Annotated in this window: 14 protein-coding genes; all 14 read left to right on the top strand. The window is 44.2% G+C overall.

Translation table 11 applies throughout. The annotated features are described in order from the left end of the window. Window positions 1–14: 14 nt before the first annotated feature. Window positions 15–788 carry a CheR family methyltransferase gene (locus KH172YL63_RS13455; RefSeq protein ID WP_173106587.1) on the top strand — a complete coding sequence of 258 codons (774 nt, stop codon included), beginning with the start codon at window positions 15–17 and terminating at the stop codon, window positions 786–788. Window positions 789–1,004: 216 nt separating this feature from the next. Then, window positions 1,005–2,177, top strand: a complete 1,173-nt coding sequence (gene aroC / locus KH172YL63_RS13450; protein WP_173106586.1) for a chorismate synthase — start codon at window positions 1,005–1,007, stop codon at window positions 2,175–2,177. 3 nt (window positions 2,178–2,180) lie between these two features. Beyond that, the gene (gene aroB, locus KH172YL63_RS13445) at window positions 2,181–3,263 is read left to right on the top strand and encodes a 3-dehydroquinate synthase (protein ID WP_173106585.1); all 1,083 of its coding nucleotides are present in this window, start codon (window positions 2,181–2,183) and stop codon (window positions 3,261–3,263) included. 49 nt (window positions 3,264–3,312) lie between these two features. Continuing rightward, complete coding sequence (aroH, locus tag KH172YL63_RS13440) at window positions 3,313–3,672, top strand: chorismate mutase (RefSeq protein ID WP_173106584.1); 360 nt, start codon at window positions 3,313–3,315, stop codon at window positions 3,670–3,672. Window positions 3,673–3,720: 48 nt separating this feature from the next. Beyond that, complete coding sequence (hisC, locus tag KH172YL63_RS13435; RefSeq protein ID WP_173106583.1) at window positions 3,721–4,821, top strand: histidinol-phosphate transaminase; 1,101 nt, start codon at window positions 3,721–3,723, stop codon at window positions 4,819–4,821. A 69-nt stretch (window positions 4,822–4,890) separates the two neighbouring features. Beyond that, a complete protein-coding gene (locus KH172YL63_RS13430; RefSeq protein ID WP_173106582.1) occupies window positions 4,891–5,994 on the top strand; it encodes a prephenate dehydrogenase in 1,104 nt (367 codons plus the stop codon). A gap of 11 nt (window positions 5,995–6,005) precedes the next feature. Beyond that, a complete protein-coding gene (gene aroA, locus KH172YL63_RS13425) occupies window positions 6,006–7,304 on the top strand; it encodes a 3-phosphoshikimate 1-carboxyvinyltransferase (protein ID WP_173106581.1) in 1,299 nt (432 codons plus the stop codon). 114 nt (window positions 7,305–7,418) lie between these two features. After that, the gene (locus tag KH172YL63_RS13420) at window positions 7,419–8,318 is read left to right on the top strand and encodes a hypothetical protein (RefSeq protein ID WP_173106580.1); all 900 of its coding nucleotides are present in this window, start codon (window positions 7,419–7,421) and stop codon (window positions 8,316–8,318) included. A 36-nt stretch (window positions 8,319–8,354) separates the two neighbouring features. Next, a complete protein-coding gene (locus tag KH172YL63_RS13415; protein WP_173106579.1) occupies window positions 8,355–9,614 on the top strand; it encodes a tetratricopeptide repeat protein in 1,260 nt (419 codons plus the stop codon). A gap of 113 nt (window positions 9,615–9,727) precedes the next feature. Further along, window positions 9,728–10,267 (top strand): ReoY family proteolytic degradation factor, encoded by a 540-nt coding sequence (locus tag KH172YL63_RS13410; RefSeq protein WP_173106578.1) that lies wholly within the window; start codon window positions 9,728–9,730, stop codon window positions 10,265–10,267. Window positions 10,268–10,468: 201 nt separating this feature from the next. Next, window positions 10,469–10,933, top strand: a complete 465-nt coding sequence (locus KH172YL63_RS13405) for a YpiF family protein (protein WP_173106577.1) — start codon at window positions 10,469–10,471, stop codon at window positions 10,931–10,933. A 140-nt stretch (window positions 10,934–11,073) separates the two neighbouring features. After that, window positions 11,074–11,583 carry a QcrA and Rieske domain-containing protein gene (locus KH172YL63_RS13400; protein ID WP_173106576.1) on the top strand — a complete coding sequence of 170 codons (510 nt, stop codon included), beginning with the start codon at window positions 11,074–11,076 and terminating at the stop codon, window positions 11,581–11,583. A gap of 13 nt (window positions 11,584–11,596) precedes the next feature. Beyond that, window positions 11,597–12,271: a menaquinol-cytochrome c reductase cytochrome b subunit gene (qcrB, locus tag KH172YL63_RS13395; RefSeq protein WP_138775785.1), complete on the top strand. Its 675-nt coding sequence runs from the start codon at window positions 11,597–11,599 to the stop codon at window positions 12,269–12,271. Between the two features lie 44 nt (window positions 12,272–12,315). Beyond that, a complete protein-coding gene (locus KH172YL63_RS13390; RefSeq protein ID WP_173106575.1) occupies window positions 12,316–13,086 on the top strand; it encodes a menaquinol-cytochrome c reductase cytochrome b/c subunit in 771 nt (256 codons plus the stop codon). The last annotated feature ends 41 nt before the right edge of the window (window positions 13,087–13,127 follow it).

Here is a 13,127-nt window from a genome sequence, read left to right as displayed (position 1 = left end):
GAGTGTGGATCACAATGTCAAATGATTATAGTGAATTTATTTCAGGGATTAAACGGAAGACTGGAATCGACCTTGCCCTTTACAAAGAAGCCCAGATGAAAAGGCGTCTGACTGCTCTATATGAAAAAAAGAAATATGGAAGTTTCGGAGAATTTTTCAGCGTATTGAGCAGGGATGAAAAAGAGATGGAGGAATTCCTTGATCGGATGACGATCAATGTGTCAGAATTCTACCGTAATTACAAACGATGGGAAATTCTTGAGACAAAAATTCTGCCAAGACTGTTGAAAGGAAATCAGTCTCTGAAAGTATGGAGCGCAGCTTGTTCAACCGGGGAAGAGCCATATACCCTCTCGATGCTGCTGTCTAAACATACAGGGGGTGGGAAAGCTTCCATCACCGCTACTGATATTGATAAAAATGCGCTTCAACGGGCGATGAACGGTGTGTATCCGGAACGTTCCTTGAATGAAGTGCCTGCTGAAATGAAAGAAAAATTCTTTTCTAAAGAAGGCGCGCTATATAAAATCAAGGACGAAGTGAAAAAAAGCGTTACGTTCAAACAGCAGAACTTACTGTCCGACCCTTTCGAAGGGAAATTTGATCTGATTGTCTGCCGAAACGTATTGATTTACTTCACCGAGGAAGCCAAAGATCTTTTATACAAAAAGTTCCATGCTTCGTTAAAGCCCGGCGGTGTCCTGTTTGTGGGTAGTACGGAACAAATTTTCAATCCATCACAGTATGGATTTGAAACGGAAGATACATTTTTTTACAAAAAGATGTAAAAATAACGATGTCAATCTTCATCGTCCTAAAAGAGCCGTGCCTTATCATAACAATGATGGGTACAGCAGTCTCTTTGGGACATGACGGATTCACATCGTTTTTTTGCCATTAATCATATTTTTAGAAAATTATTTAAACGATTATACTAGGAATGAATATAAAATCTATGTTATATTGGTACATAATTCTTTAGCGAGTTGAAGGGGGAAAGCGAAATGAGATACTTAACATCTGGAGAATCACATGGACCGCAACTAACAACAATCATTGAAGGACTACCTGCGGGAATGCCGTTGGTAGCCGAGGATATCAATGAGAATCTGGCAAGAAGGCAAAAAGGACACGGCCGGGGCAGAAGAATGCAAATCGAAACAGACCGTGCTTCCATTGTAGGCGGGGTCAGGCACGGCCAAACCCTTGGTTCACCTGTAGGCCTTGTGGTGGAAAATAAAGACTGGACCCACTGGACAAAAGTGATGGGGATCGAACCACTTGAAGAGGGTCAGGAAGACGAAGTGAAAAGAAAGATTTCAAGACCGAGACCAGGTCATGCAGACCTTGTCGGCGGAATGAAATATGGACATAGAGACTTAAGGAATGTACTTGAAAGATCTTCAGCAAGGGAAACGACCGTCAGGGTGGCAGCAGGCGCAGTCGCAAAGAAATTATTGAAACTGCTGGGCATTGAAGTGGTCGGGCATGTGCTCGAAATCGGAGGAATCAAATCAGAGAAACTAGCGTACGATTCCATCGATGAGGTACGGGAAGTGACGGAAGCGTCGCCTGTACGCTGTCTGGATGAAGATGCTGCGCAGAAAATGATGGATTTAATCGACGAAGCGAAACAAAATGGAGATTCCATCGGCGGAGTGGTCGAAGTACTCGTTGAAGGCATGCCGCAGGGAGTCGGCAGTTATGTGCATTACGACCGGAAGCTCGATGCCAAAATCGCCATGGCCGTCATGAGCATCAACGCTTTCAAAGGTGTGGAATTCGGATTGGGCTTTGAAATGGCCAGGAAGCCTGGAAGTGAAGTTCATGATGAAATTGCCTGGAGTGAAGAAAAAGGATATTACCGGAAAACGAATCGTCTAGGCGGATTTGAAGGTGGCATGACAACCGGTATGCCAATCCGTGTGAAAGGGGTCATGAAGCCAATCCCTACGTTGTACAAACCTTTACAGAGTGTCGATATCGAAACGAAGGAACCTTTTAAGGCAAGCATCGAAAGATCGGACAGTTGTGCAGTGCCCGCTGCAAGCGTAGTCGCTGAAGCGGTCGTTGCATGGGAACTTGCGAGCGCCATCGTTGAACAATTCAATAGCGATCAATTTGAGAAACTCGCAGAAGAGATTGAACGACAACGTCAAGCCTCCAAGGAGTACTGATAAATGAGAGAAGTAACCATTCAAACCGCATCGAAAACTTACGATGTGAAGATCGGCAAGGGTATGACAGATGATATTGTTTCTTTTATAAAAAAGTCTTTCCCTGCAGTTTCAAAGCTTTGGCTGATTGCTGATAAAGAGGTTTATAACATCCATGGCCGGGAATTCGAACAGCGATTGCAGCAATACTTCGCTATGACGACGTATCTGGCACCTCAAGGGGAGAAGGCTAAAAGCTTTGCTGTATATGAAGATGCCATCACCCATGGGCTGAGTAACAATGTCGACCGGAGCGCACTGGTCATTGCCTTTGGAGGCGGCGCGATTGGTGATTTGGCAGGTTTCGTCGCTTCCACCTATATGAGAGGAATCCCGTTCATAGGTGTACCTACGACAATCCTTGCCCATGACAGTGCTGTTGGTGGGAAGGTTGCGATCAATCACCCGCTGGGAAAAAACATGGTTGGACAGTTTTTTCAGCCTGAAGCAGTGTTTTTTGACCTGAAATACTTTGCGACATTACCGGAAAAAGAAGTCTTGTCAGGCATTTCTGAGGTGATCAAACATGCCTTTTTATCAGGCAATGACTTCTTGACTGACTTGATGCATTCTTTCCAGAGAGCTGACCAAATAGATCAGGACTTCCTTATGGATTGCCTCTTGAAAGGGATACGGGTGAAGGGAGAAATTGTATCGAAAGATGAGAGGGAGGCCGGTGTCCGCGCATTCTTGAATTTCGGCCATACGTATGGTCACGCAGTTGAGAGTGCAAGCGGCTATGGCAATCGAACCCACGGGGAATCGGTCATGATTGGAATGGTTTTTGCACTATACCTCAGCAGACAATACTGCAACCTTTCATTTGATTTGGACCCATTCATTGAGTGGATATCATCCCTCGGTTATGATTTGACCATATCTTCAAGCATCACCTTTGATATGTTATATGAAGGGATGAAATATGATAAAAAGTCAAAAAATGGACAGCCTGTTTTTGTATTGTTAAATGATATTGGCGAACCCACGCTGATGAATGTTTCAGTGGAGGACTTAAGGCAAGCGGATGATTTTATTCGCAGTCTGTAAGCTTCCGCTTTAAATAAGGGAATTATCATAAATAAGGGAGAGTGGAAGAATGATCAGGGGAATTCGGGGTGCGACGACAGCAGATCGGGATGATGAAAAGGACATTCTCCTTTCAACTGAAAATCTCTTAAAAGAAATGATCATACATAATGACATCAAGCCGGAAAATGTGGCTTCGGTCTTCATTTCCGCAACCGAGGACATCACAAGTGTATTTCCTGCAAAAGCTTTAAGGCGTTTTGAAGAGTGGAAATATGTACCTGTCATGTGTATGCAAGAATTGGATATTCCACAGGGCCTGTCCCTTTGCATCAGGGTGATGATCCATTATCAGACATCAACACCCCAAAAGGATATCCAACATATCTATATGAAAAAAGCGGTCAGTCTACGGCCTGACCTTAAGTAATACTAGTCGCTGTAATTTAAATTGAAATAGACTGAAAGGAAGTTAAACATGAAGTGGAAATCTCAGATTCAAAATCTCAAAGCGTATCAGCCCGGCAAAACGATGGATGATGTCAAGGCAATGTTCAATCTGGAGAAAGTTGTAAAGCTTGCATCAAATGAAAATCCGTTCGGCTGCTCGAAAAACGTAGATTCGTTTCTCAAATCGAACGACTTTTCCCACGCGATTTATCCAGATGGTTATGCAAAGAAATTGCGTATGGCAGTGGCTGGACATCTGTCGGTTGATCCGGGTCAGCTGCTGTTCGGAAATGGATCTGACGAAGTGATACAAATGATCTCAAGGGCACTGCTTGACCGGGACAAAAGTACAGTGATGGCAACACCGACTTTTCCTCAATATAAGCACAATGCCATCGTGGAAGGGGCAGAAATAAGAGAAGTGCCACTTGATTCGGCAGGACGGCATCAACTGCCACTCATGTTGGAAGAAATCGATGAAACCACTTCAGTCGTTTGGCTGTGTTCACCGAATAACCCAACCGGGGAATATATTAGGAAGGATGAACTCGTCTCCTTCTTGGACTCGGTTCCTTCCCATGTACTGGTTGTATTGGATGAAGCCTATTACGAGTACGTCGTGGCAGAGGACTATTACGATTCAATGGAATTATTGAAATCTTATCCTCAATTACTGATCACACGCACCTTCTCCAAAGCTTACGGGCTTGCGGGCTTCAGGATCGGATTTGGGGTCGCGAGTCAGGAAGTGATCGGAAAGCTTGAGCCAATCCGTGAACCATTCAATAATAATGCACTCGCACAAGGTGCCGCTGCTGCCTCAATAGAGGATCAGTCGTTCATCGAAGAGTGCCGGGAGCATAATAGAAAAGGACTCGAACAGTATTATAGCTTCTGCCGGGAGCATGGACTGGACTACTTTCCTTCACAGGCAAACTTTGTTCTCATCGATTTTGGCGTGAGCGGTGATGAAGTTTTCCAATATCTGATGAGCAAGGGATTCATCGTAAGATCTGGAGAAGCATTGGGCTATCCTCATACAGTCAGGGTGACAGTCGGGTCCACTGAACAAAATGAACAAGTGATTGAGAATATGAAGGAGTTTTTAGTCCTTCAAAACCGTGCATAAACGGGGGAATGCCGGAGGGGGAATGTGGTCCTTTCCGGCTTTTTTTCAAACCAGATGAGGAGGGCAACTATGAACGGGACGGTGTTGGTCATTGGGATGGGATTGATTGGAGGATCCCTGGCCCTGGTAATAAAAAAAGAACATCCCGAATCTGTGATCATCGGGTATGATGTGAACCAAAAAGAAGTAAAGTTGGCGAAATCGTTAGGAGTCATCGACGACATCGCTGTTTCATTGCAAGAGGGCGCCGAAAGAGCAGATTTAATTGTCGTCTCTACGCCCGTGTTTCAGACAGAAAAGATCATTGAGCAATTTCAAGCATTCTCCCTTAAAGAGAGTGTATTGATCACGGATACAGGAAGTACAAAAGCACAGATCATGAACAGTGCTGAAGCATTGATCGAAAAAGGGATTTCATTCATCGGCGGTCATCCGATGGCAGGATCACATAAGAGCGGGGTGGCCGCTGCGAAAGAGATCCTGTTTGAAAATGCCTTTTACATGTTGACTCCCGGTGCCGATACGCCTGAAAAAACAGTGGATGAGCTGAAAGAATGGCTGAAAGGGACACATGCAAAATTCCTAATCGTCGAGCCTCATGAACATGATGAATTGACGGGTATGATCAGTCATTTCCCACATGTGGTGGCTGCTTCCCTCGTACGGCAGGCGAAGGCTTCTTCTGAAGGGCATCCTCATCTAAGGAGGCTCGCAGCAGGTGGATTCCGGGATATCACCCGGATCGCTTCCTCAAACCCGACGATGTGGAAGGATATCACGCTTCAAAATAAGAACGTATTGCTGTCGCTTCTTGACGATTGGAAGAAAGAGATGGATGAGGTCATGGAAATCATCTCGGCAAGCGATTCTGAGAAAATCCATGATTACTTTCAAGAAGCAAAAACATTTCGGGATGACCTGCCGATCCTTGAAAAAGGGGCCATCCCTTCATTTTATGATCTTTATGTGAATGTGCCCGATTATCCCGGGGTGATTTCCGAAGTGACCGGGTATCTGGCGAAGGAAGAAATCTCATTGACTAATATCAGAATCATGGAGACGAGAGAAGACATATACGGAGTGCTGGTCATCAGTTTTCAAACTTCGGCAGACCGGGACAGAGCTGTAAAATGTTTGAATCTATATACTAGCTATGAATTATTATTGGGATGAGGGTGAATAAGATGGAAGAGACTAAAAGACTGATAAATCCTAAAAGAGGGCTGAAAGGTAAGCTTGAAGTGCCTGGAGATAAATCGATTTCCCATCGGTCCATCATGTTTGGTTCGATAGCGGAAGGGAAAACGGTCATTCATAATTTCCTGATGGGAGAAGATTGTCTGAGTACCATTTCCTGTTTTCGTAAGCTGGGTGTCGACATTGATGTATCAGAAGATGAAGTGGTCGTCCACGGAAAAGGCTGGGATCACTTAAAGGAACCGAAAGATATACTCGACGTAGGAAATTCAGGCACGACGACACGCTTGATTATGGGGATCTTGGCTGGCAGACCGTTTCACTCTGTCCTGATCGGGGACGATTCGATTGCAAAGCGGCCGATGAACAGAGTGACGATCCCGTTAAGACAGTTCGGCACGAACATTGATGGGCGATCAGAGGGCAACTACACGCCCCTGTCGGTCAGAGGGGGGAACCTGAAGGCCATACGCTATTCATTGCCTGTAGCAAGTGCACAGGTGAAATCAGCCATCCTCCTTGCAGGCCTGCAAGCTGAAGGAACGACTGAAATCGTCGAGCCGGAAAAGACAAGAAATCATACTGAGAAAATGATTGTCGAGTTCGGGGGTTCTGTAGAAAGAGAAGGCGATACAATCAAGGTGAAGGGTGGACAAGTATTTAAAGGCACAGACATTTATGTGCCTGGTGATATTTCATCTGCGGCCTTCTTTATGGTGGCGGCTGCCATCGTCCCCGGAAGCAGCGTCCGCTTGAAAAATGTCGGACTGAACGAAACGAGAATCGGGATTATCGAGGTCATGAAGAAGATGGGGGCCGCGATTGAGGTGATTGAGCACACCAAGTCAGGCGAACCGATTGGAGACATTGTGGTGCAATCATCAGAATTGACCGGGATCGAAATCGGCGGTGAGCTCATTCCCTCACTGATTGATGAAATTCCTGTCATTGCCCTGCTGGCCTCCCAGGCAAACGGCAAGACTGTTATCAAAGATGCAGAGGAGCTGAAAGTGAAGGAAACCAATCGCATCGATGCGGTCGTAAAGGAGCTCGGTAAACTAGGTGCAGACATAGAAGGGACGGATGACGGCATGATCATCCATGGAAAGACAGAACTGCACGGTGGAGAAGTCCACTCATGGGGAGATCACCGCATCGGGATGACGCTTGCCGTTGCGTCTCTATTGACCGACTCAGACGTTTATCTTGACGGTTCAGAGGCTGTGAAAATATCTTATCCTCAATTTTTTGATCATATTGATCTGCTGCTGGGGAATGAATCATAACTGAATCAAGGGGTGGCAGGGGATATGAGACCTGCCACCGCTTCTTTTTGTGTTCAGTCTGCATGTCTGCTTCTCTTCTTTCATAGCTTGTCTATAAAGGAAGGGGATGGCAGAGTGGGTACCTATATCATAGAAAATGCAAATTGGGTAAAAGAGGAGAAAGTCATTCAGACTTCAATGCTGGTGGAAGATCATAAAGTGTCAGCGCTGCGGGACAGTTTTGCCTATTACCGTCATATGAGGATGGATGTTTCACCCTTCATGATGACACCGGGGCATGTGATGTGTGATTTGGATGTGCCGGAGGGTGGGAATTTCCCTTCAGTCAAGGAATATTATCTCAGTAAGTTCATTCATAAAGGCTGTACTACGGTATTGACAGCATTTTCCCTGTCGTATGAATATGAATTCATGAAACAACTTCAAGAACGGAAGACCTCTTTGATCAACTGCCCCCTGGATTACACGATTGGGCTGATTCTGCAGCCGAAACTCATCACGCCATCCATCATACGATCCTGCAAGCGTCACAGAGTCCCTGTCATCTGGATCCGGATAGACGAGCTGGAATCGTTCAAAAGCATTCCATGGGGATGGATAAAAGGTTTATTGTATGATTACCCTATTACTTTTGTCCCCTTTTTTTCGACACCCATGGACAATAAAACGAAAATGAAGCATCTTAAAATATGGCAAACTTCGATGGATTCGGAGAGAATTCCACATCTTTCGTACGAAATTCCCCAAAATAAACCAATGACTTTGGATGCACTGAAAAAAATTGGTATATATCCCCATAGAGGAACTTTTCTTGCTGGTGGAGAATTAAGTTATAACCTTTATATGAAATCTCATGAAGAATTGGGCGATGAGCCATTATCATCCCTGAATGATCATCATGTGCTAAAATGTACAATGAACAAAGGGAAGTATCAATTTGTAAATGATAAAGGCTATTTTTATCCGGGAGCGGGTGTTGAATTGATCATCCAGACGCCCGGTTACTTCACTTAAATGAATACAAGCTTTTTATAAAGAAAGGGATGGACCATGTCATACGCTGAACAAATGTTATCTTCCTTGGAGGAAGGAAAATTAGAAGATGCGAAGAAACACTATAATCAAGTGTTGAAATTCGGAAGCCACGAAGAAAAATATAGTTTGGCAGAAGAATTGCACCATTTGGGGTTCCTGGAAGAAGCCAAGGAACTGTATGAAAATCTCCTCATCTATTACCCGGGTGAGGGAGAGCTTTTGATTGAGCTTGGAGAAGTGCTAGTAGAGATGGACCTTGAAGAAGATGCCATCGACAAGCTCGGGGAAATCGATGAAGAAGACCCGAGTTATCCAAGGGCTTTATTACTATTGGCTGACCTGTACCAAATGCAGGGATTATTTGAAGTGAGTGAACAAAAGCTGCTGCAGGCGAAAAAGCTGTTGCCTGAAGAACCGGTCATTGATTTCGGGCTCGGGGAGTTATATTCCGAAACAGGCAGGTTCCTTGAGGCGATCAGACATTATCAAACACTGATTGGCAAAGGAACGACCGAAATCGGTGGTACGAATGTCCATCAGAGGCTGGCGGAAGCTTATAGTGTGGGTGGTGCATTTGAAGAAGCGCTCACCCATTACGAAAAAGCGATCGAGGACCACCTGGAAATCAATACACTGTTCGGATATGCTTTTACGGCTTATCAGGCAGGCTTCTATGAGAAGGCCATTGAAAAGTTTGAAGCGGTCAGGGAGCTCGACCCTGAATATCACTCTGTATATTTACTGTTGGCTCAATCATATGAACGGGAAGAGCGGCTTCAGGAAAGCCTGGAAACAGTTCAGGAGGGAGTCAAACAGGATGAGTTCAATAAGGAATTGAATTTATTCGGAGGGAAAATTTCCTTGAAACTTGGTCTGGAGACGGAAGCTGAAGCATTTCTCAGGGAAGCGCTGGCGCTTGATCCCGGGTATTTGGAAGCTGCACTTGTGATCAATAAATTTTTCTTTACCCATGACAGGTTTGAAGATGTATTGGAAATAGCCCGGATGATCACGGTTGAAGGGGAAGAAGAACCACAGATCAACTGGGATCTTGCAAAAGCATATGAGGGGCTTGAACAATATAATCATGCATTAAAACAATACCGTATTGCATATACTTATTTTAAGAATCATCAAGAGTTTTTAATAGAGTACGGACAATTTTTAGTAGAAGAAGGACTCAGGGGTGAAGCAGTAGAAGTATATAAACACCTGATTGAAATGGATCCTTCGAATGACGAATGGCAGGATTTGATTGAAAGATTACAAGACTGACCGGTGTCGGTGGGCTGAACAAGCAAAGTGGACGTCTGAGGGGATACACGCATTTTGACTGATGGACCAATGAGAGAAAGAACTGAAAAAAATTCTGCAGAGGAGGGAAAACCATGACCACCCCTGTTTCTGTCAACGAGAAGAAAGAATTTATCCGCTGGTTTTTGAACCGTTATCAATTAAAAAGAAGAGAATGTGTATGGATATTGAATTATCTGATGAGTCATGACCAGTTAATGAAAAAGGTTCATTTTGTGGAAGAGTCGCAATATTGTCCGCGAGGTTTGGTGATGTCGACTCATTGTGTGGAAGATGTGCCATTCAGATTTTATAAAGAAAACATCATGACGACCGATGCTGAAAAGTCTTTCCATGATATCCGGCTGAACAAGGATGAAGACATCTATATACAGCTCAATTTCAGCAAGGCGAATTCCAGTTACCAATTTGCTGCTGTGCTTGAAGAAAATCCTTTCATGCCGAAATATTTATTAATCAATGAAAAGGACCGGATTGTCGCAGAGCAATTCTTAAAGAACAGCCTCCAATCGTTTCAACGTGACCGCTTGTTGAAGCAGATCGATCAAGCGCTGGATTCGGGGGATGAAACGACCTTCAAGAAATTGACGAAGGAATTGAATAGCTTAACGTGAATGATCGAATGAAGAGGGAGCTCTTCATTCGATTTTTTTATGGTCATTTTATATAGTTTGATTGCCGTTGGAGCATACTAGAAATATGCGGCAGGGCTGGCATAAGACGGGCGTTTCCCGCACTGAAGTGAAATCGCTTTATATGCAAGGAGATAAAATGATATGATGGGAGTGACAATAGACATAAAGTGAGGGTATGACATGAATTGGAATGTGAAAGATATTGAAGTGTTTGAAGCGGAAAAAGCATACATAGATACGGCGGTCATCCCATTGATCCCCGTGGACTTCGGTGATGATATCAGGAATTCTGGTGCACAATCGGAATTTATCAATCTACTCACCATGCATCTTGAAAAGCAGTTCAAAGGCAGGATGATGATGACGCCGGCGTTTACTTACAGAATGAACGGGGGAAAAGAGGACGACGTATCCAGGCTGTCGCTTTGGGCAGGAGAATTGAGTGAGAGCGGCGTGAAGCATATCTTCTACTTAACAGCTGACAGCGGATGGAAACAAGTAGAAGAAAGGATGGACGACCGCTTGATCTGGGTTCCTTCCATTCCCCTTGAGAATCTTGATGATCAGTATAAGCACTCGATCATGGAAGATCAGGTGAAACAACTGCTGAATGTGATTGTACAAAAATGGCAAAAAAATTCATAAAAACTTCACATTGTTTCCATCTTTTAGAACAGACAGTTATTGACCTTGTATAGAGTTTAATATATCATAGTTATGTCCTAGTTTTATATTTGTGCGAAATATGTCCGACGGACTTACCTTACGATAGAGGGGGGAAAAGGATGAGCAAACATCGTGTATCTAGACGTCAATTCCTTAACTATACTCTTACGGGTGTAGGCGGTTTCATGGCGGCGGGAATGTTAATGCCGATGGTTCGCTTTGCAGTGGATCCAGTGTTGAAAACGGAAGCTGCGGGAGATTTTAAAGCGACAAAGCAAAAGGTATCAGAATTAACGAATGAACCAGTACGCGTCGACTTCTCTTATGAGCAGAAAGATGCGTGGTACACATCAGAAGTGACACAAACTGCTTGGGTTTATAAAAACCAGGAGGGCAAAATCATTGCACTTTCACCAGTTTGTAAACACCTTGGTTGTACTGTTAACTGGAATGGAAATCCAGATGACAAAGAAATGTTCTACTGCCCATGTCATGGTGGACTTTATCACAAAAACGGTAAAAACGTACCTGGTACTCCACCGACGGCACCGTTGGATTCATATCCAACAAAAGAAAAAGACGGGATTTTATATCTTGGACAACCTGAACCAAATAAATTTGTTAAGTAAGGGGGCGTAATCTGTGCTGAACAAAATCTATGATTGGGTTGACGAGCGTTTAGACATTACGCCTATGTGGCGCGATATCGCGGATCACGAAGTACCTGAACACGTAAATCCGGCGCATCACTTTTCAGCGTTTGTTTACTGTTTCGGTGGATTGACTTTCTTCGTAACCGTCATTCAAATTTTATCTGGAATGTTTTTGACAATGTACTATGTTCCAGATATTAAGAACGCTTGGGAATCTGTGTATTATCTGCAAAATGAAGTTGCTTTCGGACAAATCGTCCGCGGAATGCATCACTGGGGAGCTAGTTTGGTTATCGTAATGATGTTCTTACATACACTGCGCGTATTCTTCCAAGGTGCATACAAAAAACCTCGTGAATTGAACTGGGTTGTTGGCGTGCTTATTTTCTTCGTTATGTTAGGGCTTGGATTCACGGGTTATTTATTGCCGTGGGATATGAAAGCGCTATTCGCAACGAAGGTAGGTCTTGAAATCGCAGGAGCCACTCCATTCATTGGAGATCAGGTGAAAATGCTGTTGGCCGGTGACGCTCATATTGTTGGAGCTCAGACGCTGACTCGTTTCTTCGCGATTCATGTATTCTTCTTGCCTGCTGCACTGCTTGGATTGATGGGAGCTCACTTCCTGATGATCCGTAAGCAAGGTATTTCTGGACCACTATAAGATTCAATGGTAAGTAATGAACCTAATAAAAGGAGGGGGACACTATGCATCGAGGAAAAGGGATGAAGTTTGTAGGGGACTCCCGTGTTCCTGCAGACAGAAAGCCGAATATACCGAAAGACTATTCGGAGTTCCCTGGTAAAACAGAAGCTTTCTGGCCGAACTTCTTATTGAAAGAATGGTTGGTTGGAGCTGTTTTCCTAATCGGTTATCTATGCTTGACGATTGCTCATCCATCGCCGCTAGAGCGTATTGCCGATCCGACGGACACTGGATATATTCCATTACCTGACTGGTATTTCTTATTCTTATACCAATTACTTAAGTATACGTATGCATCTGGACCTTACAATGTCATTGGCGCGTTCGTCATTCCTGGAATCGCGTTTGGAGCGCTTTTACTTGCACCATTCATCGATAAAGGACCTGAACGTCGTCCGACAAAACGTCCGCTTGCTGTAGGTTTCATGTTATTGGCACTCGCAGCTACGTATTTCCTTACTTGGGAATCGGTTGTCAACCATGATTGGGAGGCAGCTAAGGAACAAGGGAAAATCCGTGCTGAAGTGGATATCGATAAGGAATCTGAAGGATACAAAATCTTTGCAGATCAGAAAAATGGCTGTATCAACTGTCATGGTGAAAATCTTCAAGGTGGAGCAGGTCCATCCTTAATCGGAACTGGACTATCTCCAGAAGAAGTAGCTGACATCGCAAAGAACGGTAAGCCGCCAGGTATGCCTGGAGGTTTGTTCAAAGGGACGGATGAAGAGTTGCAAAAGCTCTCTGAATTCATTTCTGGATTAGAAGAATAGTATGAAAAAAAGGGCCGGCTCATGTTGGCTCTTTTTTTCTA

The organism is Bacillus sp. KH172YL63 (assembly GCF_011398925.1).
Lineage (GTDB): Bacteria > Bacillota > Bacilli > Bacillales > Bacillaceae_B > Rossellomorea.
This window is presented reverse-complemented; position numbering and strand designations above follow the sequence as displayed.

Excerpts from the sequence above, each read along its gene's own strand:
- KH172YL63_RS13455 (WP_173106587.1), top strand. The coding sequence starts at position 15 with ATGTCAAATGATTATAGTGAATTTATTTCAGGGATTAAACGGAAGACT.
- aroC (WP_173106586.1), top strand. The coding sequence starts at position 1,005 with ATGAGATACTTAACATCTGGAGAATCACATGGACCGCAACTAACAACA.
- aroB (WP_173106585.1), top strand. The coding sequence starts at position 2,181 with ATGAGAGAAGTAACCATTCAAACCGCATCGAAAACTTACGATGTGAAG.
- aroH (WP_173106584.1), top strand. The coding sequence starts at position 3,313 with ATGATCAGGGGAATTCGGGGTGCGACGACAGCAGATCGGGATGATGAA.
- hisC (WP_173106583.1), top strand. The coding sequence starts at position 3,721 with ATGAAGTGGAAATCTCAGATTCAAAATCTCAAAGCGTATCAGCCCGGC.
- KH172YL63_RS13430 (WP_173106582.1), top strand. The coding sequence starts at position 4,891 with ATGAACGGGACGGTGTTGGTCATTGGGATGGGATTGATTGGAGGATCC.
- aroA (WP_173106581.1), top strand. The coding sequence starts at position 6,006 with ATGGAAGAGACTAAAAGACTGATAAATCCTAAAAGAGGGCTGAAAGGT.
- KH172YL63_RS13415 (WP_173106579.1), top strand. The coding sequence starts at position 8,355 with ATGTCATACGCTGAACAAATGTTATCTTCCTTGGAGGAAGGAAAATTA.
- KH172YL63_RS13410 (WP_173106578.1), top strand. The coding sequence starts at position 9,728 with ATGACCACCCCTGTTTCTGTCAACGAGAAGAAAGAATTTATCCGCTGG.
- KH172YL63_RS13405 (WP_173106577.1), top strand. The coding sequence starts at position 10,469 with ATGAATTGGAATGTGAAAGATATTGAAGTGTTTGAAGCGGAAAAAGCA.
- KH172YL63_RS13400 (WP_173106576.1), top strand. The coding sequence starts at position 11,074 with ATGAGCAAACATCGTGTATCTAGACGTCAATTCCTTAACTATACTCTT.
- KH172YL63_RS13390 (WP_173106575.1), top strand. The coding sequence starts at position 12,316 with ATGCATCGAGGAAAAGGGATGAAGTTTGTAGGGGACTCCCGTGTTCCT.